General features: G+C 71.0%; 19 protein-coding genes and 1 pseudogene. 15 read left to right on the top strand and 5 right to left on the bottom strand.

Features of this window, described 5'->3' with window-relative positions:
* Nucleotides 1-25: 25 nt before the first annotated feature.
* Nucleotides 26-301 carry a hypothetical protein gene (locus ACQP2X_RS36130; RefSeq protein ID WP_498689633.1) on the bottom strand — a complete coding sequence of 92 codons (276 nt, stop codon included), beginning with the start codon at nt 299-301 and terminating at the stop codon, nt 26-28.
* A 147-nt stretch (nt 302-448) separates the two neighbouring features.
* Between ACQP2X_RS36130 and ACQP2X_RS36125 the strand changes: the two genes are divergently transcribed.
* The 3 genes from ACQP2X_RS36125 to ACQP2X_RS36115 are packed head-to-tail and all read left to right on the top strand — an operon-like array spanning nt 449 to nt 7,367.
* A complete protein-coding gene (locus ACQP2X_RS36125; RefSeq protein ID WP_498689631.1) occupies nt 449-1,960 on the top strand; it encodes a DUF2397 domain-containing protein in 1,512 nt (503 codons plus the stop codon).
* Nucleotides 1,957-3,087, top strand: a complete 1,131-nt coding sequence (locus ACQP2X_RS36120; protein ID WP_498689630.1) for a TIGR02678 family protein — start codon at nt 1,957-1,959, stop codon at nt 3,085-3,087. Before ACQP2X_RS36125 ends, ACQP2X_RS36120 begins: the two co-directional genes overlap by 4 nt.
* On the top strand, nt 3,084-7,367 hold the full coding sequence (locus ACQP2X_RS36115; protein WP_498689629.1) for an SbcC/MukB-like Walker B domain-containing protein: 4,284 nt from the start codon (nt 3,084-3,086) through the stop codon (nt 7,365-7,367). The genes ACQP2X_RS36120 and ACQP2X_RS36115 overlap by 4 nt, the downstream gene beginning before the upstream one ends.
* Here the strand turns inward: ACQP2X_RS36115 and ACQP2X_RS36110 are convergent.
* Nucleotides 7,337-7,525 (bottom strand): hypothetical protein, encoded by a 189-nt coding sequence (locus tag ACQP2X_RS36110; protein ID WP_498689628.1) that lies wholly within the window; start codon nt 7,523-7,525, stop codon nt 7,337-7,339. The genes ACQP2X_RS36115 and ACQP2X_RS36110 overlap by 31 nt on opposite strands.
* Before the next feature lie 60 nt (nt 7,526-7,585).
* On the opposite strand from ACQP2X_RS36110, the gene ACQP2X_RS36105 reads away from it, so the two are divergent.
* The 8 genes and pseudogenes from ACQP2X_RS36105 (at nt 7,586) to ACQP2X_RS36070 (ending at nt 15,596) form a co-directional block, all read left to right on the top strand.
* Nucleotides 7,586-7,972, top strand: coding sequence for a PPOX class F420-dependent oxidoreductase (locus ACQP2X_RS36105; RefSeq protein ID WP_498689627.1), 387 nt, complete (start codon nt 7,586-7,588; stop codon nt 7,970-7,972).
* A gap of 91 nt (nt 7,973-8,063) precedes the next feature.
* On the top strand, nt 8,064-9,179 hold the full coding sequence (gene ald / locus ACQP2X_RS36100; RefSeq protein ID WP_498689626.1) for an alanine dehydrogenase: 1,116 nt from the start codon (nt 8,064-8,066) through the stop codon (nt 9,177-9,179).
* Nucleotides 9,176-10,090 carry a site-specific tyrosine recombinase XerD gene (gene xerD / locus ACQP2X_RS36095; protein WP_498701116.1) on the top strand — a complete coding sequence of 305 codons (915 nt, stop codon included), beginning with the start codon at nt 9,176-9,178 and terminating at the stop codon, nt 10,088-10,090. Before ald ends, xerD begins: the two co-directional genes overlap by 4 nt.
* Nucleotides 10,091-10,212: 122 nt before the next feature.
* Entirely contained in the window at nt 10,213-11,145 is a 933-nt protein-coding gene (locus ACQP2X_RS36090) for a ParA family protein (protein WP_498689624.1), read from the top strand.
* A 3-nt stretch (nt 11,146-11,148) separates the two neighbouring features.
* Nucleotides 11,149-11,817 (top strand): zinc metalloprotease, encoded by a 669-nt coding sequence (locus tag ACQP2X_RS36085; protein ID WP_498689622.1) that lies wholly within the window; start codon nt 11,149-11,151, stop codon nt 11,815-11,817.
* A gap of 95 nt (nt 11,818-11,912) precedes the next feature.
* Nucleotides 11,913-12,842 (top strand): annotated as a pseudogene (locus tag ACQP2X_RS36080) (segregation and condensation protein A); the annotation flags it as partial.
* A gap of 416 nt (nt 12,843-13,258) precedes the next feature.
* Nucleotides 13,259-14,872, top strand: a complete 1,614-nt coding sequence (scpB, locus tag ACQP2X_RS36075) for an SMC-Scp complex subunit ScpB (RefSeq protein ID WP_498689620.1) — start codon at nt 13,259-13,261, stop codon at nt 14,870-14,872.
* On the top strand, nt 14,859-15,596 hold the full coding sequence (locus ACQP2X_RS36070) for a pseudouridine synthase (RefSeq protein ID WP_498689618.1): 738 nt from the start codon (nt 14,859-14,861) through the stop codon (nt 15,594-15,596). The genes scpB and ACQP2X_RS36070 overlap by 14 nt, the downstream gene beginning before the upstream one ends.
* 47 nt (nt 15,597-15,643) lie before the next feature.
* Here the strand turns inward: ACQP2X_RS36070 and ACQP2X_RS36065 are convergent, their stop codons facing one another.
* Together ACQP2X_RS36065 and ACQP2X_RS36060 are read right to left on the bottom strand one after the other, a co-directional pair.
* Nucleotides 15,644-15,877 (bottom strand): hypothetical protein, encoded by a 234-nt coding sequence (locus ACQP2X_RS36065; protein WP_498689616.1) that lies wholly within the window; start codon nt 15,875-15,877, stop codon nt 15,644-15,646.
* Between the two features lie 30 nt (nt 15,878-15,907).
* A complete protein-coding gene (locus ACQP2X_RS36060; RefSeq protein ID WP_498689615.1) occupies nt 15,908-16,489 on the bottom strand; it encodes a TetR/AcrR family transcriptional regulator in 582 nt (193 codons plus the stop codon).
* A gap of 85 nt (nt 16,490-16,574) precedes the next feature.
* Here ACQP2X_RS36060 and ACQP2X_RS36055 point away from each other — a divergent pair, with 85 nt between their 5' ends.
* Complete coding sequence (locus tag ACQP2X_RS36055; RefSeq protein ID WP_498689610.1) at nt 16,575-17,510, top strand: NADP-dependent oxidoreductase; 936 nt, start codon at nt 16,575-16,577, stop codon at nt 17,508-17,510.
* Nucleotides 17,511-17,555: 45 nt separating this feature from the next.
* A complete protein-coding gene (locus ACQP2X_RS36050) occupies nt 17,556-18,062 on the top strand; it encodes a DUF6245 family protein (protein ID WP_498689608.1) in 507 nt (168 codons plus the stop codon).
* Here the strand turns inward: ACQP2X_RS36050 and ACQP2X_RS36045 are convergent.
* A complete protein-coding gene (locus tag ACQP2X_RS36045) occupies nt 18,059-18,718 on the bottom strand; it encodes an enoyl-CoA hydratase-related protein (protein ID WP_498689606.1) in 660 nt (219 codons plus the stop codon). The genes ACQP2X_RS36050 and ACQP2X_RS36045 overlap by 4 nt on opposite strands.
* Nucleotides 18,719-19,031: 313 nt before the next feature.
* On the opposite strand from ACQP2X_RS36045, the gene cmk reads away from it, so the two are divergent.
* Nucleotides 19,032-19,712: a (d)CMP kinase gene (gene cmk, locus ACQP2X_RS36040; protein WP_498689605.1), complete on the top strand. Its 681-nt coding sequence runs from the start codon at nt 19,032-19,034 to the stop codon at nt 19,710-19,712.
* The gene (gene der / locus ACQP2X_RS36035) at nt 19,709-21,094 is read left to right on the top strand and encodes a ribosome biogenesis GTPase Der (protein WP_498689604.1); all 1,386 of its coding nucleotides are present in this window, start codon (nt 19,709-19,711) and stop codon (nt 21,092-21,094) included. The genes cmk and der overlap by 4 nt, the downstream gene beginning before the upstream one ends.
* The last annotated feature ends 29 nt before the right edge of the window (nt 21,095-21,123 follow it).

Below are 21,123 nucleotides of genomic sequence, written 5' to 3'. Positions count from 1 at the left end.
CTTCCGTCGATGCGTACAAAATGGGTTAAAGGCCTTTGTTTCTCGCTATCTGATCGACGGCGGCCTTGGCCTCGGCGAGCGACGCGCCGGTCTGGTCGCGGTAGACCTTGATGGCCTGGATCTTCTGGCCCTGCATCAGCGGGCCGAGGACCTCGGGTGAGTCGGCCGCCGGGTCCTTGATGTCGAGGTGCTGGATGATCAGGTCGAGTTTGCGTTCCAGGGCGGCCTCGCGGCTGCGGGAGCGGGAGCTGACGAGCCAGACGGCGAGGATGACCAGGGCCGCCGAGAGCAGGATCTCCATGGGCCCGATTGAAACACGGGTGATTCTTTTCGCGCTCCGGCGGCCGGGTGCGTGAAAGTGTCGGACCCCCTGCCTATGCTCGCCTCCGCGAACGGTCGACACGGCCGTTGATCAGCGCCGATGCGGTGACGGAGGGGGTGGCACGCCATGAGCGACGACGAGTTCGCCGATCCGTGGCAGCTGGCCGGGCTGCCCGGTGGTCTGCTTCAGGCGAGCTATCTGACCAGTCGATACGCGGCTCAGTACAGGTTGATCGTGCAGGTTCTGCTCGAGGAGCAGCAGCACACGCTGACCGGCGTGGCGGCGGCCGATCTGCCGGGGCTGCTGCGTGATCAGCTCGTGCGGGCGGGTGCCGATCCGGCCATCCTCGACGACACGGTGAAACAGCGCATGGCGGCCCTGGAGAAATGGGGCGTCGTGATCGTGTTCCAGGACCGGACCGATCGTGACGCCGACTTCGTGCTGAACTGGGACCGCTACCAGCTGACCGAGGTGGCGGCCGAGCTGCACCGGGCCGTCATGTCGCTCGGGCAGGATCTGGCGTCGGCGGCCGCGGCGACGCTGGCGCCGAGCGTGCTGACCGCCAACCTGGGTGTGCTGCGCGAGACGGCCTCGGTCGATCCGTCGGCGGCGGCGTCGGCGTGGTCGGTCATCCAGACGACGCATCACGCCATGGCGCGGGCGGCCGCGAGCTGGCAGGCGCGGCTGGCGGGAGCCCTGGCCGGCACGCCCGACCAGGCCAAGGTGAACACCGTGCAGGAGACGCTGCGGCGCTATGTCGACATGTGGGGCGGTGGCGTCGACACGCATTCGGAGCGGATCACCGCGCTGATCTCCGAGCTGTCCGAGGTCGACGCCGTCACCTGGCGGCGGATCGCTGTGCACCACCTCGGTGCCAACGCCGACGACGCGGCGATCGACGAGCTCACCGCGTCCTATGCGGAGATCCTGGGCGTTCTGAAGTCGTGGTTCGACGGGCCGGACTGCCAGGCGCGGCGGCTGCGGCGGCAGATGCGCGACACGATCGGGCCGCTGCTGCGCGGGCAGCGCACGCTGGCCGCGGTGGGCGGGCACGTGTCGCGCCGGGCCGAGCTGCTGGCGCTGGCCACCCGGATCGACGCGGCGGCCGACGACGAGAGCGCCTGGGACGTGTGGTGCGCGTCGACCGGGCTGTTCTCGGCGCGGCATCTGCCCGGCGAGGCGCCGATGGCCTCGGGGCTTCCGTCGTTCTGGGAGGCCGAGCCGGTGCCGGTCGCGGCCCGCCTGCGCCGGCAGGGCCCGAAGGCGACGGCGGGCGGACCGGCCCGCATCACCGACCGGTCGGCGAGCCGGCTGGCGGCGCGCGTGCACACCGAGCATCTGCGTGACGCGGTGGCCCGGACCGAGGCCTCGGTGCTGGCCCGGTCGGGGCTGCGGCTGTCGCAGTGGCACGATCTGACCGCCCCCGAGTTGCAGATGCTGATGATCCTGCTCGGCGTGGTGGCGTCGGCCCGGGCCGACGGCGACGGGGTGCGCTCGGCCACCTCGGGTGACGCCCGCTGGCTGCTGCGGGCCGATCCGCCGCCGCCTGGAGCGCCGGCCGCGGTGGTGCACACGCCGGACGGCCGGCTCGTGCATCCCGACATCCGCCTGCACATCACGCCGGCGGGGCAGCGATGAGGACGACGACGGCCTCGGCGCGCGAGGCGCAACTGGCGTTCACCGGGCTGCTGGCCAAGCCGCTGGTCACCGCGGCCGCGGATCCGCGGCTCTACCGGCTCGTGCTGCGCCATCAGCAGGCCGTGACCGACGCGGCCCGGCGGCTCGGATATCGGGTGCAGCGGGTGGGCCAGGCGGTCCGGCTCATCCGGGTGCCGCTGGGCGGCGCCGTGACCCGGCCGCCCCGGCCGGCCGACGCGCCCGAGCGGCGCATGCTCGCGCTGGTCTGCTGCCTGGCCGCCTGCTGTGAGGACGTGGCCGGGCGGGTCACCCTCCAGCGGCTGTCCGACATGGTCCGTGACCTGCCGGCCGCCCGCTACGACCCGGACGACCAGAACCAGCGGCGGCTGCTGCGCGACGCGGCGGCCTACCTGGCCTCGTGGGGCGTGCTGCGGCCGCGCAGCAGCGACGAGCGGCTGCTCGACGAGTGGACCGAGTCCGGCACCGGGCCGGGCGCCGGCTTCGAGGTCGACCGGGACGCGCTGCTGCTGATGACCAGCCCCGACGTGGTCGATCTGGCCCTCAACCCCGGGGTGGTCACGGCCTCCGAGACGGTCCGGCAGCTGCGGGCGCTTCTGGAGACACCCTTCGTGTCGTACGGGGATCTGGAGCCCGGCGAGGCGGAGGCGCTGCGTGCGAACCGTGGGCAGCGGGCGGCCGACGTCGCCCAGATGGCCGGGGGCACGATCGAGGCCCGGACGGAGGGGCTGCTCGTGGTGCTCGCCGACGACGAGTTCAAGCCGCCCACGGTGGCCGACTGGCCGCGCGCCCGCGCCACCGACTGGGTGGCCCTGCTCATGGCCGACCAGGCCGGCCGCGACGGCACCAGGCACGCCGACGGCACCGTCCACCTGAGCACCGACGAGGTCGACGCCGTCGTCGACGACCTCGTCAGCTGGCGCGGCGAATATATGACCGTCCCGCAGAAGACGGTGCCCGGCACCGTGCGCCGCGACGCCGAACGGCTGCTCACCGAGCTCGGCCTGCTGCGCGTCTCCTGGGACGGGTCGTGGACCCTGCTGGCCGCGGCCGGTCGCTACCGCGACCCCGACGTGACGATCACCGACAACACGGAGCCCGCCCGATGACGCTGACCCCCGAAGCCACCGACGCGCAGCTCACCGCGTGGCGGGACGCCGCCGCGCACGGCGGCCTCCCGTCGCCGGAGCGGTCGCGCTGGCAGGTGCTGCGGGCCGGCTGCGTCGGGCTGTGGGAGTTCGACGCGGCGGAATATTGGTTCGCCGACGGCCGCGCCCAGTTCGTCGGGGCCAACCAGTCCGGCAAGTCGACGCTGATGGCCCTGACCACGCTGATCATGCTGTCCGGCAGCCTCGACCGGCAGTACATCGACACGTTCGGCCAGTCCGACAAGTCGTTCCGCTACTACGTCGAGCCCACCGACGACGCCCGCGACCGCCGCGAGGCCACCGGCTCCACCCACCGGGGCTGGGCCTGGGTCGAGTACGGCCGCCAGGGCGAGGACGGGCCCGAGTTCTTCACGACGCTGCTCTACGCACAGGCCAAGCGCGGCGTCAGCCAGCTCGACCCGGTCTGGATCATCTGCCGGGGCCGGGCCCGGGTCCGCGACGGGCTCACCCTGGCCGTGGGCTCGTCGGCGGTCGAGCCCAAGGAGCTGGCCGGCGTCGAGGGTCTCGAGGTGATGAGGAGCGGCAAGAGATATGCGGCGCGGGTCGCCACCGACCTGTTCGGCTTCTCCGACGACGACCGCTTCGCCACCGTGCTCGAAATGCTGAAGGTGCTCCGCACGCCGCACCTGGGCCAGAAACTCAACCCGGACTGGTTCACCGAGCAGATCCGGATGAGCCTGCCCGCGGTGGCCGAGTCCGAGGTGGACAAGCTGGCCGACGGCTGGCAGCAGCTGGAACAGCTCGGCCGCGACCGCGACCACGCGGTGGCGGCGCGCGACGCGGTCGGTGTCTATCTGGCCCGGGCCTGGCGCCCGTGGGCGGACGCGCTGCTGCGGGCCCGGGCCGATGATCTGCTGGCTTCCGATCAGGCGGTGGCGGCGGCCGTCTCCGCGGCGGAAGCGGCGGAGGTCTCGCTGGCCTCGGCGCGGACGGAGCTGACCGGGGAGACCGGGCGCAGCGACGAGCTCGAGGCAGGGGTGCAGCGGGCGCGGGCGGCGCTGACGCAGCTGCTGCGGTCGGCCGCCTATCGCGACGCGGCCGGGCGGGCGCAGAACGCGGAGCGGATGCGCCGGGACGCGGCGGCGGCCGCGGTGGCGTCCGCCACGGCCCGTCGTCATCTGGCGAGCACCGACCTGGCCCTCGAAGCCGCGGGGGCCGCGCACTCGGAGGCGACCGGGCGGCTCGACCTGGCTCGTGCGGCGTCTTCGGCGGCGGTCACGCGGGCGGGCGCCGCCCTTCGTGGTTCCGGCATGGACGCCCAGGCCGAGGAGTGGGCCACCGACGGCGACGTCGACCGGATCGACGCCGCGGTGGCGGCCCGGCGCTCGCAGGTGTCGGCGTTGCGCAAGCTGTCCCGGGCGGCGGCGGTGGCGGTGGGGCGCTGGCAGGCGGAGTCGGCGACGGCGGCGCGGCTGCGGGAGGAGTCCCGCTCGCGGGCGGAGGTCGCGGCGGACGCGGCCACGGCGGTGACGGACGCGGTCCAGCAGCTCTCGGACGAGCTGGAGAGGTGGGCGGTCGCGCTTCCGGCGGCGGTGCCGCCGGTCGCGCTGCGCGACGACTGGGTGCGCGAGGTCGTTGCACAGACCCATGCCGTACGTCCGCGGGAAGTGCTGGGCGGGCTCCTCACGCGGGAGTGGCTCGAGCCGTCGGTCGGCCCGCTCACCGAGGAGATCGCCACCGTGCGGGCGGAGGCCCGGCAGGCGGCGCTGCGGGCCGACCAGGCGGACCGTGAGGCGGAGAAGCTCGGGGAGGCGGGGGATCCGCAGCCCGAGGGGCCGTCCCGGTGGAGCCGCCGTTCCCGGCCGTCGTTCCCGGGCCCGGACGGGGCGCCGCTGTGGCGTCTAGTCGACCCGGTGGAGGGCGTGCCGGCCGAGGTGCTCGACCACGTCGAGGCCGCGCTGGCGGCGGCCGGGCTGCTCGATGCGTGGGTGACGCCGGACGGTGAGTGGCGGGGCGACCGCGATGGCGCGGAGACCGTCGTGACGGGCCAGGCCGGCGGTGCCGCGGTGGCACTGGCCTCGGTTTTGCAGCCGGCGGAGGACGCGGGGGAGCTGGGCGGGACGATCGCTCGCATTCTCCGGCGTATCGGATATGTCGCCGCGGGGGAGCCGCTGAGCGGTGAGTTCGTGATCGCCGGGGACGGGCGGTGGCGGACGCCGATCGCGCACGGGCGGGCCGGGCGGGCGGCCGAGGGCGCTGAGCTTCTGGGCACGGCGGCCCGGGCGGCGGCCCGGCGGCGGCAGATCGCGGCGTTGCGGGAGCAGGCCGCGGCCGATCGCGAGGCCGGCGAGGAGCTGACCCGGCGGGCCGAGGAGCTGGCGGCGCGGAGCGCGGCACTGCGGGCGGCGGCGGCCGGAGCGCCGGGTGACGCCGACGTGGTGGCGGCGGCGATCAGCCTGGCCGTGGCCAACGGTGAGCGGGACCGGGCGGAGACGGCACACGCCCTGGCCGGGGACAAGGCGGCGGCGGCCAAGGGATCGGCCGACGAGGCCACCACGGCGGTGACCGGATACGCCGATGAGCATGGACTGCCGACATCCGACGAGCAGCTCGACGCGGTGGGCACGGCGCTCGACTCGGCGGCGCTGGCGGCCGGCGCGCTGCGGCTCGCGCTGAAGGACCAGGACGTGGCCGAGCGGGCCGTGGCGTCGGCGGTCACCGGGGTCGAGGCGGCCGAGACGGCGCGGAACGCGGCGAGCCGGGCCGCGGACGAGGCCTCGGCCGCGGCGGCCAAGCTGGACGCGGAAGCCGGTGAGGCCGAGGCGTCGGTGAGCCTGGACGACCGGGAGCAGTTCGCCCGGTCGGCCGAGCTGGATGAGCAGATCCGCGAGCTCGACACGTCGATCGCGGCCAGCCGCCAGCGCGGGCTGTCGCTCGCGGCGGCGGCGAGCACGGCGCAGGGCGAGGCCCAGCGACGGCAGGACGCGGTGACCGCCGCCATCGCCGGCCGGGAGGCGGCGGCCGGGGCGTGGTGGGTGCCGGTGGACGCGGGAATCGCGCGGGCCCGCGGTGTCGGCGATCGCCCGGAGCGCACGCTGGACGACGCGCTGGCCCAGGCGCGGGCCGTCGTCGACGTGGTGCGGCCGCCGTCGTGGCCGGACAACGCGGGAGACCGCGATCGGCGGGTCGACACGGCTCTGCAACGGGCGCTGCGCGGGGCCATGACCGAGTTGCAGACGCTGCTCGAGGCGTCCGGTGGGCGGTCGGTGATCGTCAGCGAGGCCGACGAGGGGCATCCGCTGCCGGCCATCACGCTCGTCGTCGACGCGGCCGGGACGCCGCTCGACCCGCCGGGGGCGGTGGAGCGGCTCGATCAGGCGGTGTCCGAGCTGTCGGCCACGCACGACGAGAAACTGCATCAGATGTACGCCGAGTTGCTGTCGTCGACGTTCATCGATCATCTCGCCGATCGGATGACCCGTGTCGTCACGCTGTTGGCCACGGTCAACGAGGTGCTTCTGCGGCATCCGACCGGGGCCAACAAGACGGTGCTGCAGATCCGGCGCCGGCCGGCCGAGGGGCAGCAGCACGGGTTCAACCTGCTGCGGGCGCTGGAGGAGGGCCGGATCGAGTCGGACTCGGCGCAGGAGCAGATCCGGCTGTTCCTCGGCGACCGGCTGCGGGAGGCGCAGGACTCGGGGGTCATCGGGACCGACGAGTGGGTGAAGCACCTGACCGGGCTGCTCGACTACCGGGCCTGGTTCGACTGTGTCTGCTACTACCGGGTCGAGGGCGGCGACTGGAAGCCGCTGACCAAGCAGGTGCACGGCGTCGACTCCGGCGGCGGCAAGGTGGTCACGCTGTTGCAGCCGTTGCTGGCGACGCTGGTCGCGCTCTATTCACGGTCGGCCGACGCGCCGCGCCCGCTATGGCTGGACGAGGCGTTCGAGGGTGTCGACCCGGCCAACCGGGCCACCATGCTGCGGTTGCTGGTCGACTTCGACCTCGACTTCCTGCTGGCCGGCCCGGCCCCACTGGTCGCGGCGGCCCAGGTGCCGTCGGCGGCGGTGTGGACCGTGTCGCGGGCCCCGGCGCCGCTGGCCGGGGTCGACCTGTCACTGATGTTGTGGGCGGGCCGGACCCTGGAGGCGGTCCCGGTCGCCGACGTGGCCGCCACGGTGCTGGCCCCGCGGCGCCCGGCCGACGATCCGGACCGGCCCGACCTGTTCGCCGACCTGACCGCCCCCGCTCAGCCCGCCGAAGGCGCTTCCTCGACCTGATTACCGGCTTCGTCGACCAGGCCCGGGGCCATGCTGCCGCCGTGGGCCTCCTGCTCGGTGGGTTCGCGCTCTTCGGAAGCGGAAGCGGGAGCGGAAGCGGACGCGGGGGCCTCTTCGGCGTACTCGGCGTACTCGGTCTCAGGGCTGACGTCACTCATGATCGGGAGTTACCCCGTACGGCTTGACTTGAACGGAGGTTGAGGTTGCAACCTCCGGGCATGCCTTTCACCGAGCTCGAAATCGCGTATCTGAAGGAGCAGCCGCTCGGGCGGCTCGCCACACTCCGGCCGGACGGGACCCTGCAGAACAGCCCGGTCGGATTTCGGGTCGACGCCGCCACGGGCACGATCGACATCCCGGGCTACGGCATGTCGGGAAGCCGCAAATATCGCAATGTGGCCGAGAACGGTCAGGTCGCCTTCGTCGTGGACGACGTGCCGTCGGTCGACCCGTGGCGGGTCCGCTGCGTCGAGATCCGCGGCACCGCCGAGGCGACCGGGGAGATCATCCGGATCCGTCCCCGGCGGATCATCAGCTTCGGGCTCGACCAGCCGGACGCGGACGCTCACAGCCTGCCCGTGAACAGCCGGAACGTCACCGCTTGACGGGCCCTCTACCGGCGGTTGGGCCGCCATGATCGGGAACTTACCGTACCGTCCAAAAAGAACGCTCAGCGTCGAGTGGAAGGACGGTGCCGTGAAGGTCGGCATTCCCAGTGAGGTCAAGAACAACGAGTTCCGGGTGGCCATCACCCCGGCCGGTGTGTACGAGTTCCGCCGGGCCGGGCACGAGGTCCTGGTGCAGGCCGGGGCCGGGGCCGGATCGTCGATCACCGACGGCGATTTCCAGGCGGCCGGGGCCACCATCGTGCCGTCCGCGGACGACGTGTGGGGCTCGGCCGAGCTGATCCTCAAGGTCAAGGAGCCGATCGCGGAGGAATATCCGCGGATGCGGCCGGGCCAGGTTCTTTTCACATATCTGCACCTGGCCGCCTCCAAGGAGTGCACCGACGCGCTGCTCGACCGCAAGGTCACCGGCATCGCGTACGAGACGGTCGAACTGCCCGACCGCTCGCTTCCGCTGCTGGCGCCGATGTCCGAGGTCGCCGGGCGGCTCGCGCCGCAGGTCGGCGCGTACCACCTGATGCGCTCCGGTGGTGGCCGGGGCGTACTCATGGGAGGTGTGCCCGGGGTCTACGCGGCCAAGGTCGTGGTCATCGGCGCCGGCGTGTCCGGCATGAACGCGGCCGCGATCGCCCTGGGCATGCAGGCCGAGATACTGGTGCTCGACCGCAACATCGCCAAGCTGCGCGCGGCCGACGCCGACTACCGGGGCCATCTGCAGACGGTGGCCTCCAACGCGTACGAGATCGAGAAGGCCGTCCTCGACGCCGACCTGGTCATCGGCGCCGTGCTGATCCCGGGCGCGAAAGCGCCCAACCTGGTGCCGAACGACCTGGTCGCGCGGATGAAGCCGGGCAGCGTGCTGGTCGACATCTCGATCGACCAGGGCGGCTGCTTCGAGGACTCACGGCCGACCACCCACGCCGACCCGGTCTACCAGGTGCACAACTCGCTGTTCTACTGCGTGGCCAACATGCCGGGCTCGGTGCCGCACACCAGCACCTACGCGCTCACCAACGTCACTCTGCCGTACGCTCTGGAGCTGGCGAACCTCGGCTGGCGGCAGGCGCTCAAGGCCGACGCCGCGCTCGCCCTGGGCCTGAACACCCATGACGGGCACGTCACCTACGGACCGGTCGCGGAGGCACACGGCATGCGGACCCTGGCCCTGAGCACGGTGCTGAGCTGAGCCTCCAGCGTGTGATCACCGCCTACCTCGACCATCTCACCGTCGAGCGTGGGTTGTCCCGTAACACCCTCGAGTCGTACCGCCGCGATCTCGACCGCTACGCCGCGGCGCTCACGGCGGCCGGCGTCACCGAGCTGTCCGAGGTGCGTGCCACGGCGATCACCGATCACCTGGCGTTGCTGCGCGAGGAGGGCCTGGCGTCCTCCTCGGCGGCCCGGGCGATCAGCGCCGTCCGGGGTCTGCACCGCTTCGCGGCCCGCGAGGGCTACACGGGCGCCGACGTCGCGGCCGAGGTGCGGCCGCCGGCGCCGCCGAAACGGCTGCCCAAGGCCCTCGAGGTCGATCAGGTGACGCGGCTGCTGGCGGCGCCGTCCGACGACACCCCGGCCGGGCTCCGGGACAAGGCCCTGCTGGAGTTCCTCTACGGGACCGGGGCGCGGATCTCCGAGGCGGTCGGCGCCGACATCGACGACCTGTCGCTTCTGGACGATTCGTCGGCCGTTCTGCGGGGCAAGGGCGGAAAGACCCGGTTGGTTCCGGTCGGCGGTTACGCGCGGGCTTCCCTGGAGGCTTATCTCGTACGAGGGAGGCCGGCACTCGCCGCGAAAGGAAAGGGGACGCCGGCCGTCTTCCTGAACGCGCGGGGCGGGCGGCTGTCCCGGCAGGGCGCGTGGATGGTGCTGCGGCGGGCCGCGGTCGCGGCCGATCTGCCGGTCGAGGGCCCGTACGCCGTCTCGCCGCACACGCTGCGTCACTCGTACGCGACCCACCTGATCGACGGCGGGGCCGACGTGCGGGTCGTCCAGGAGCTGCTGGGACACGCTTCGGTCACGACTACGCAGGTGTACACCTTGGTCACCGTGGACCGACTCCGCGAGGTCTACGCGACCGCTCACCCGCGTGCTCGTTAGACGCTGCGCATCCGTCTCGGCTTTCTTGGAGCGACACGCCGATGGCTGACCCTGGTCGTGCGGCGCGCGTGGCGTAGAGTCGGGCATCGGCTCCGGCTGGCGAGTCGGGAGGGGGCGAGGTCATGACGGGGAACGGCAACCGGGCGGAGGCCTGGACCTCCACACTCCGGGAACAGCAGAGCTCGCTCGACCTCGGCGCCGACCTGGGCCCGGCCGACCCGACGGCGTACACCATGCGCCGCCCGATCCCCGAGCCGATGCCGACCGACCGGCACGGCCCCGCGCGGATCATCGCCCTGGCCAACCAGAAGGGCGGCGTCGGCAAGACGACGACCACGATCAACCTGGGTGCGGCCCTGGCCGAGTACGGGCGCAAGGTGCTGCTCGTCGACTTCGACCCCCAGGGTGCCTGCTCGGTGGGCCTGGGTGTCAACCCGCACAACCTCGACCTGAGCGTCTACAACCTGCTCATGCAGGACGACGTGGCCACCGAGGACGTCATCATCAAGACCGATGTGGCCGGCCTGCACCTGCTGCCCGCCAACATCGACCTCTCCGCGGCCGAGATCCAGCTGGTCAACGAGGTGGCCCGCGAGATGGCGCTGGCCCGGGCCCTGCGCTCGGTCCGCAAGGAATACGACTTCATCCTGATCGACTGCCAGCCCTCGCTGGGCCTGCTGGCGATCAACGCGCTGACCATCGCGCACGGTGTGCTCATCCCGCTCGAGTGCGAGTTCTTCTCGCTGCGCGGTGTGGCCCTGCTGCTCGACACGATCGACAAGGTCCGCGAGCGGCTGAACTTCGACCTCGAGCTCGAGGGCATCCTCGCGACCATGTACGACAGCCGCACCACCCACTGCCGCCAGGTGCTCCAGCGGGTCGTGGAGGCGTTCGGCGACAAGGTCTACCAGACGGTCATCACCAAGACGGTGAAATTCCCCGAGTCCACGGTGGCCGGCGCGCCGATCACCACGCTCGACCCGGCCTCGTCCGGCGCCCGCAACTACCGCCAGCTCGCCCGCGAGGTCATCGCCGCCAAGGCCGAGCGCGGCTGACAGGTGCTCTACGCGCTCGGTGAGCCGGTGGCGTTCGTCGCCCTGGTCGTCTCCTTCCTGCTCGCTCTCGTGCTGCGCGCGGTCGCGATCCGCGCCACGTCGCGGATGCTGAAGATCTCCGACCGCCGCGAGTCGATCGCCCCGCGCCTGCGCGAGGACGTCGACCCGTTCGGCGCGGTCGCGGCGGCCATCGGCGGCATGGGCTGGGGCAAGATGCTCACGGTGGACGACGTGCCGCGCTGGCACGGGCGGGGCCGGGCGGCGGCGGTGTTCCTGGCCGGTCCGCTGCTGTGCATCGTGGTCTCCCAGGTGCTGCTGCTGACGTACGCGCTGGCCTTTCCGAACAACATCCTGGCCTTCATCGGCCCGGCCGACGTGCTGCTCGGCATCGATCTGCCGGTGGGCGAGCAGGTACTGCTGTCGCTGGCGGTCGGTCTGCTCTGCTTCGGGATCCTGGCCCTCATCCCGATCCCGCCGCTGGACGGCTTCGGGGTGCTGCACTCGGCGCTGCGCACGCCCGGGCGGGGCATGCAGTGGATGCGGTTGTGGTTCGAGGACAAGAACATCGGCGTCCTGGTCCTGCTGATCCTGTGCATCTTCCCGTTCGGGGTGCCGTTCCTGCTCCAGATCCTCGACGCGCTCGGGCTGGTCTTCGTTCGCCTGTGGGGTTGATCTTCCTTTTCGCGGCGTACCGTTTTCGGATTTGTCCCGTTTAAACGGTACGGACGGGAAGGGGCGCGGTGAGCACTGAGCAAGTTGTCGTACCGGTGGTCTACGGTCAGCAGGTGCCTGACGAGCCCGCCGAAGTCTCCGCCATCTCCCCCGAAGACGAGTCGGGCAAATTTCTGGTACGCCTCGACAACTTCACGGGGCCGTTCGATCTGCTCCTCCAGCTGATCGGCAAACACAAGCTCGACGTCACCGAGATCGCCCTCCACCAGGTGACCGACGACTTCATCGCATACATCCGGGCCATGGGCGACGACTGGGACCTCGGCGAGACGAGCGAGTTCCTGCTGGTGGCGGCCACCCTGCTCGACCTGAAGGCGGCCCGGCTCCTGCCGGCGGCCGACGTCGAGGACGAGGAAGACCTGGCCCTGCTCGAAGCGCGCGACCTGCTGTTCGCGCGACTGCTGCAATACAAGGCGTACAAGGAGGCGGCGGCCCACATCGCCGAGCTCGAGTTCACCGGCGGCAAGAGGTGGCCGAGGGCGGTGTCGATGGAGCCGCGCTACGCGGAGGCGCTGCCCGAGCTGGTGCTGGGCATCGGCCCGGAAAGGTTGTTCAAGCTCGCGCTGAAACAGTTCGTCCCGAAACCGGGCCCGCCGCAGGTGTCGATCGCCCACATCCACCAGGTCCGGGTGAGCGTCCGCGAGCACGCGGCCCTTTTGCGCGACCGGCTTCGCCGGGCCGGTTCGGCCACGTTCTCGCTGCTGGTGGCCGACTGCGACAACACGCTCGAGGTGGTGGCGCGGTTCCTGGCTTTGTTGGAGCTCTACCGAGAGGGCCTGATCGACTTCGAACAGCCGGTGTCCCTGGACGAGCTGACAGTCCGCTGGATAGGCGGCGACGCCGCCGACGTAGAGCTGGACATCGACGACTACGAGGGCACCAAGCCAACGGACGACGAGAAGCCCCCAGCAGACGCGTCCCCCGACGCGGACCTCGACCCAGACGCCGACCGCAGCTCCGGCGCCGACCTCGACCTGGATACCGACCTCGACCTGGATACCGACGTCGGCTCGGACGCTGACCTCAGCCTGGATGCCGACCATGGTCCGGACCATGACCTGGGTTTGGGTGGCGACCTTCGCTTGGGCGCCGGCCTTGGCCCGGATACCGACCTTGGCCCGGATGTCGACCTTGAATCGGATGTGGGCCTCGATTCAAGTCTGAGCCCTGCGCCGCGTTCCGAGCGCATGTCGGATATGGCCGCTGATTTCGGTGTGGTGCCGATGGGGGAGAGCGGTGGCCTGCCCGATGTGGGGGGCCGTGTGGCGGAGTCGGTGGATTCGGGTGAGGCCGGATCGGGGAAACGCGAAGCGGGCCGACTTGACGTGGGCGCCGATGGCGATGATCTTGGCGGGGAAGACGACGACGCGGAGGAACGATCGTGAGCAGCGAGGAGCAGTCCGACTCACTTGCGGCGCAGGCGGCGGCCTGGGTGCCGCCGTGGGAGCGTGCGCCGCGGACGCCGGATCGTGAGTTCCAGGCCGCGGCCGAGGAGGAAGCGCGGGCCGAGCTGGCACGAGGCAACGCGGGGGCGGAGTCTGATGACGATCCGGCGCGGGGCAACGCTGGGCCGGAGTTTGATGACGATCCGGCGCGGGGCAACGCTAGGCCGGAGTTTGATGGCGATCTGGCGCGGGGCGACGCGGGGGCGGAGTCTGATGGCGACCTGGCGCGGAGCGACGCGGGGGCCGAGTCTGGTGGCGAGCTTGCGCGGGGCGACGCGGGGGCGGAGTCGGATGCTGAGCCGGCTTTGGAGTCCGGGGTGGGCTTGGAGTCGGATGAGGTTGCTGACGAGCGGGGCTGGTCGGCGGCGGTGCCTACGTCGTCCACCGGTGATGGGAACTGGGCTGAGGAGCGGGTTGCTGAGCGTGGGCCGGTGGGGAGTTCGGTGGGGGCCTCGGACAACCGGCAGCTGCCTGAGGACGGGGACGAGCTCGAAGAAGCGGGGCTCGACTCGGATGATGACTTCGATCCGGCCTTCGAAGGGCCCAACCCGCCGGCCGAGGAGCCTGCTCTCGGGGACTCGGCTGAGGATGACGTTCCGGTTGATGGGGGGCTGACCGGGGACGTTGAGCCTGTGGTGGTGGCGCCTGGGCCTGAGCTGGAATTGCCGGAGCCGATTGAAGAAGCGGCTGAGGCTGAGTTCGCCGATGATGACGGGGAACCCGTTGACGCGCCGCTGCCGCCGGACGGGGATGACGCGGGGGACGTCTTTGACGCGGCGGCCGATGATGACGTCAGTGATGACGGGGAGAACGATCTTCCGTTCTCGGAAGAGGTGCCGGCGTCGGGGCGGGACTACGACGACGATGATGATGCCGCGGCGCTGAGTGGGGCCAAAGCTTCCGTGCCCGAGCAGGCCGGGCGCAAAGGCCGGAACGGCGCGGCTGCGGTTGAGGGCTCGGGGACGCGTACCGAGGAAGCCGATGTTGACCTGCCGGGGTTGACCGATGACTCGGAGCTGGCGGCGGCGCTCGAGGCGATCATGTTGGTGGTCGACGAGCCGGTGGCCGAGATGCAGCTCGCGCAGATTCTGGAGCAGCCGACCGAGCGTGTGGGGGTCATGCTCGAGGATCTGTCGGCGCGTTATACCGCTGCGGGGCACGGGTTCGATCTTCGGCGGGTGGCGGGTGGCTGGCGTCTCTACACGCGGCCGGAATACGCGGCGTACGTGGAACGGTTTGTGCTCGACGGGCAGTCTGTGCGGCTGACCCAGGCGGCCTTGGAGACACTGGCTGTGGTCGCCTACAAGCAGCCGGTGACCCGGTCGCGCATCTCCGCTATCCGCGGTGTGAACTGCGACGGGGTCATGCGTACGCTTGTCACGCGCGGCCTGATCGAGGAATGCGGCACGGAGAGCGAAACCGGGGCACACCTGTATCGCACGACGGTGCTCTTCCTGGAAAAGCTGGGTCTCAACTCGGTCGACCAGCTGCCGCCGCTCGCTCCGTTCCTGCCCGACGACGTGGAAGAAGTGCTCGATGCCTCAGGCTGACACCGCCGAACGCCTCCAGAAAGTGCTGGCGGCCGCCGGTGTTGGATCCCGCCGCGCCTGCGAAGACCTGATCTTCCGCCGGCGTGTGACGGTGAACGGCAAGGTCGCCAAGCTCGGCGACAAGGTCGACCCCAACACTGCCGAGATCCACGTTGACGGCCAGCGGATCGTCACCGACACCAAGCTCATGTACATCGCGATGAACAAGCCGCGTGGTGTCGTCTCGTCGCTCGACGACGAGAAGGGCCGCACCGAGCTGGCCGACTTCCTCGGGCAGTTCGGCACCAGGCTCTACCACGTCGGGCGCCTCGACGCCGACAGTGAGGGCCTGCTGCTCATCACCAACGACGGCGACCTCACCAACAAGCTGACCCACCCCCGGTACGAGATCCAGAAGACGTATCTGGCCGAGGTGACGAACGGGCCGCTCGCCCGCAACGTCGGCCGGCAGCTGCTCAGCGGGATCGAGCTCGAGGACGGCCCGGCCAAGGCCGACCAGTTCAAGCTGGTCGGCGCGCTCGGCAAGACGGCCCAGGTGGAGATCACGCTGCACGAGGGCCGCAAGCACATCGTCCGCCGCATGATGGAAGAGGTCGGCCACCCGGTGACCCGGCTGATCCGCACGTCGGTCGGCCCGATCCGCCTCGGCGACCTGCGGCCGGGTGGCTTCCGTCACCTGTCCATGGCCGAGGTCGCCGCCCTCTTCAAGGCCGCCGGCGACTGATCCGCGCACGTGAAAAAGCCCGGGCCCGTCGAAGGCCCGGGCTTTCGTCATTCCGGCCGGTAATTCGGCGAGTCGCCGGCCAGGCTGCGTGAGTCGTAGCCGGAACGGTCGGCCACCCCGCCGCCCTTCTCGCCGGTGCGGTCCTCCGGGGCGCGGTCCGCGGGCTCGTCGGCGCGGCCTTCCACGGAATGGCCCGGCGGGCGCAGCGAGGCCTCGTGCGCCGTGGTGCCGTCCGGCTCGTCGCCCTGCCTGATGTCGATGCGGTGTGGTTGATCGGTCATGGTCCCCGGGATTCCCCGCCGCCCGGTCTCCTAACGCGGGAGCGGCCGGGCGCCGTCGGGGCGCAGGCCGTCGAAGATGATTCCCAGGTAGCGGCGCCACAGATCCGGTGGTGGGTTCGGGACGAAGCTGACCACGTGGTTCGGGGCGCACATCAGCAGGATGACGTCCATGCCGTCGATGTCGGGGCGGACGGCGCCGGCCTCCTGGGCCCGGGCCACCAGCGCGATGATGGCGGCGAACAAGCGCTCGCGGGCGCTGGTCAGGCGCGCGTTGACCTCGCCGGACTCGCGCAGGAACGACAGGTCCAGTTGTTGCTGGCGGCCGGCGGCGGCCTCCATGAACTCCAGCAGGGCCGCTCCGGGGTCTGTGGCTGTGGTCAGACGCTGGGCCAAGGCGGCCAGGTCGTCCACGCGGTCGAGGACCACGGCGGCCAGCAAGTCGTCCTTGGTCGGGAAGTGGCGGAACACCGTGCCCTTGCCGATGCCGGCCCGGCGGGCGATGTCGGCCACCGACGCGTCCAGGCCGTGGGCGGCGAACTCCTCGGCGGCGGCGGCCAGCAGCGCCGAGCGGTTGCGGGCCGCGTCCGCACGCAGGGGGCGGTCGATGGTCACGATCATCAGCTTAACAAGTTGACCGGGCGGTCCGTTTACGTCTAACGTGACCAACCGGTCCGCTTAATGCCCCGTGGAGGAAGCCATGAAAGCGATCGTCGCCCCTGACTACGGCCCGCCTTCGAGCTTCGAGGTCGCCGACATCCCGGTTCCCCCGGCCGGGCCGGGGCAGATTCAGGTCCGGATCGCCGCCGCCTCGATCAATCCGGGGGACATCGTCATTCCGAGCGGCGCCTATCCCGTACAGCTGGAATTTCCGCACGTCCTGGGGAACGACTTCGCCGGGACCGTCAGTGCGGTCGGGGAGGGCGTCACGGCGTACAAAATTGGTGACGAGGTCTTCGGGCATTCGGTGCCGCGAGCGCTGGGGGCGCTGGCCGGCGCGAAGCAGCCGAGCGTGACCACCGGGACCCTGGCCGAATACGCGGTCTTCGAGGCCGGGACGCCGTTCATCGCGCACCGGCCGGCTTCGCTGGATGTCGTCGACGCGGCCGCGCTTCCCACGGTCGGGCTGACGGCGCGGGCGCTGATGGCCACGGCCGAGCCGGCGCCGGGGGAGACGGTGCTGGTGATCGGCGCGACCGGTGGGGTGGGCACCACGGTGCTGCCGCTTCTGTCCGGGTGCCGGGTCATCGCCACCGGTCACGCCTCCGATCGCGAGCTGCTGCTGAAGCTGGGCGCTTCCGAGGTGATCGGTTACGACGACTACCCCTCGGGTGGCGTCGATCTGGTTCTCAACCTGGTGCGCCCGACCGATCAGCTGCGTGAGGCGGCGGCCTGCCTGAAGCCCGGCGGGCGGCTCTTCACGATCACGTTCCCGCCGCCCCGGGCCGAGATGATCGGGCGGGACGACGTTCGCTTTGAACTCGTGCTCGATGTCGACGGTGAGCTGGGTGGCATGCGGCAGGTGGCCGGGCTGAGCCCGCTGGTCACCGGGCGGTACACCCTCGACGACGGCGTGCGGGCGCTCAACGACTTCGCCGGGAAGCACACGGTCGGCAAGCTGGTCGTCGTCATGTAGGCGCGCCTCGCGGTATTTGCGGGCTTCCATCGATACGTTGGGACGATGGGGGTGCAGGAACGACTCGTCGCGGCTCTGGAGGCGCTGGGGGCGCGGCCTTCAGGCGATGATCTCGACGATACGAACGCGCGGCGGGCCTGGCTGGCCGGCGCGCTGCTGGCGGCGGCCCAGGCCGAGGCCATGGCGGCCGATCGGCTGCTGATGAGCCGGGAAGCCCGCTATGCGCTCTGGCAGCGGCAACTCGACGGGTCGGACGAGCCTTCGCAGCGGGCCGACCGGATCCGGTGGCAGGTGCAGCGGGCCTGTCTGCCGCTGCCGGCCATGGCGCACGAGAGCCGCACCGATCCGATCCCGCTGGCGGCGGGGCAGGCCGCCGAGGGGCTTCAGCTGCTGCTGTCGGTCAGTGCGGCCACGCACGGTGCGGTCGCGGCGGGGGACGTGGCGCGGCTGGCGGCGCAGGCCGGGCGGCTGCGGGAGGCGCGCAAGGTGCTTCAGGCGGCGGTGGACAACACGGACGAGCTGCTGGAGATGCTGGGTTCCGTGGACATCTAAGCGAAGGTCCGCAGGGCTTCCAGTACGCCGGCGTACATCCTGGTCTTGATGGTCTCCAGGGTCGGGCCGGCCTTGGTGATGTGACTCTCGGCGAGCGCGATCGCCGAGCTCCGGACCTCGTCCTCGGCCACGGCGCTGTCGACGATCTCTCGGGTGTACGCCTCCTCGCCCCCGAAACGACGGGCGGTGACCATGGCCTCGTGTGCGGTCCGCGGCGTGAGCCGGGACTGGATCAGGGCGGACATGCCCGGCGTGAACGGGATGTTGATGTCGGCCTCGGGCAGGCACCAGAAGCCGCGGTCGGCCCGCATGATCCGGAAGTCGTGGGCCAGCGACAGCATGGCGCCGGCGGCGAAGGTGTGGCCCTGGAGGGCGGCCACGGTGACGAAAGGCAAGGTCAAAAAGCGGGCGAGAAGAGCATGGACCTTTGCGCCGTACGCCGAATAGTCCTCCGGATGCTCGAACAGCCACTCGAGGTCGAGGCCGTTCGACCAGATCTTGCCGGTGGCCGCGGTGACCAGGGCGCGTGGCTCGTCGCCCTTGACGACCTCGTCGAGCAGGGCGTTGATCTCGGTGAGCCAGTCGGGGTGGAAACGGTTCTCGCCGTCGCCCAGGTCGAGGACGTAGACGGCGTCGATCTTCTCCAGCGTGGGCATGGTGGGCTCCCCTCGTTGCTACTGCTGAGTAACTTACTCTCGGCGGAGGCGACGGGACAGCCCGGCGTCGGCCGGTTTCCGGGCGGGGGCGAGATCGGCGGTTTTCGGCTTTCGTCGCAGGACAGCCCGGCAGCCGCGGCAGAGAGGCCGAGTTGCAGCTAGCCGGGCCCGTTGACGCCGGGGCTTCCTGTGGTGGCGTACATCCGCGGTCTTGATCTTGCCCTTGACCGTTGGCAAACCCCTGGTTCGTCGGCGGCGGGTCGGTGCGGGCACAATGGGAGGGTTGGTCGGGCGGGCAAACCCTGGAGGAACGGTGTCGGAAGAAGTACGGCCGGAAAAGTGTGTTGTCGCTGTCGACGGCCCGTCCGGATCCGGCAAGTCCACCGTTTCCCGGCGTCTGGCGGCCGCGATCGACGGGGTCTACCTGGACACCGGAGCGATGTACCGGGCGGTGACCTGGGCCGTTCTGCAGGGCGGAGCCGACCTCGGCGACCCCGACGCGATCGCGAAGATCGCGCTGGAGACCGAGCTGTCGATCGGCACCGATCCGTCGGCGCCCAGCTTCGCGGCAAATGGGGTGAATGTCGACGCCCCGATCCGTGGGGTCGAGGTCACCCAGGCCGTCTCCGCGGTGGCGGCTGTTCCCGCTGTCCGCAAGCACCTGGTGGCCCTCCAGCAGGCGATCATCACTGGCCAGCCCCGGATCATCGTCGAGGGCCGTGACATCGCGACCGTCGTCGCCCCTTCCGCGGACCTCAAGGTCTACCTCACGGCGTCGTCGGCGGCCCGCGCCCGCCGGCGCAGCGCCGAAGACGCCGCTGATGTGGCCGCGACCGAAGCCTCACTGCTGCGGCGTGACAAGCTTGACTCTTCCCGCGCGACGGATCCGCTGAAGCAGGCGTCCGACGCCATCGAGGTCGACACCTCCGAGATGGGCATCGACGAGGTCGTCGCGTACCTCCTGAATCTTTTGAACAGCAAGGTGAAGTCGTGAGTGACTCTCCCGCGGAGCTCCTCTCCGTGGATGTCGTCGAAGGTCCCGTCCCGGTGGTCGCCGTGGTCGGCCGCCCCAACGTCGGCAAATCCACCCTGGTCAACCGCATCATCGGCCGCCGCCAAGCGGTCGTCGAGGACGTGCCCGGGGTGACCCGCGACCGCGTGCCGTACGACGCGCAGTGGAACGGGCGCCGCTTCACGGTCGTCGACACGGGCGGCTGGGAGCCGGACGCGCGTGATCGCGCGGCGGCCATCGCCCGGCAGGCCGAGATGGCCGTGCAGACCGCTGACGTGGTCGTCTTCGTGGTCGACGTGTCGGTCGGAGCCACGGATGTGGACGAGGCCGCGGTGAAGATGCTGCGGCGGTCGCACAAGCCGGTGATCCTGGTCGCCAACAAGGCTGACAACCAGAACCTGGAGCTGGAGGCGGTTTCGCTCTGGTCCCTGGGGCTGGGGGAGCCGCATCCGATCTCGGCCCTGCACGGTCGCGGGTCGGGCGACCTGCTGGATGACATCTTGTCGGCGCTGCCCGACCCGCCACCGATCGTGGAGGACGGGCCGCGGGGGCCGCGCCGGGTCGCCTTGGTCGGCCGGCCCAACGTGGGCAAGTCGTCGCTGCTGAACAAGGTGTCCAAGGAGGAGCGGGCGGTCGTCGATTCGGTCGCCGGCACCACAGTCGATCCCGTGGACAGCCTCGTCGAAATGGACGGGGAGGTCTGGCAGTTCGTCGACACGGCTGGGCTGCGCAAGCGGGTGAATCAGGCTTCGGGTACGGAGTACTACGCGTCGCTGCGGACGGCGGGTGCGGTGGAGGCGGCCGAGGTGGCTGTCGTGCTGCTGGACTCTTCCGAGGTCATCAGTGAGCAGGACCAGCGGGTTCTGACCCAGGTCGTGGAGGCGGGCCGTGCGTTGGTCATCGCCTTCAACAAGTGGGACCTGGTCGACGCCGATCGCCGGATCTTCCTGGACAAGGAGATCGACCGCGAGCTCAAGCGGATCCCGTGGGCCGTGCGGGTCAACATCTCGGCCAAGACCGGCCGCGCGGTGGACAAGCTGGCGCCGGCTCTGCGTCGCGCTCTCGATTCTTGGGAGCAGCGGGTGCCTACTGGGGCTTTGAACCAGTGGTTGACGACGCTTACCCAGGCCACACCTCACCCTGTACGGGGTGGGCGGGCGCCGCGCATTCTGTTTGCTACCCAGGCTGGGGTGGCGCCGCCGCGGTTTGTGCTCTTTACAACCGGGCCGCTGGACGCGGGGTACATCCGGTTCGTGGAGAGGAAGCTGCGCGAGGAGTTCGGATATGAGGGGTCGCCGATCGAGATCTCGGTGAAGCCGAGGAAGAAGACGGGGCCTGGGGGGCGGGGTAAGGCTCATGGGTAGGGCTTGGTAAGCTTTCGGAGTTGCCGCGC

The organism is Actinoplanes sp. CA-131856 (assembly GCF_050956135.1).
GTDB lineage: Bacteria > Actinomycetota > Actinomycetes > Mycobacteriales > Micromonosporaceae > Actinoplanes.
This window is presented reverse-complemented; position numbering and strand designations above follow the sequence as displayed.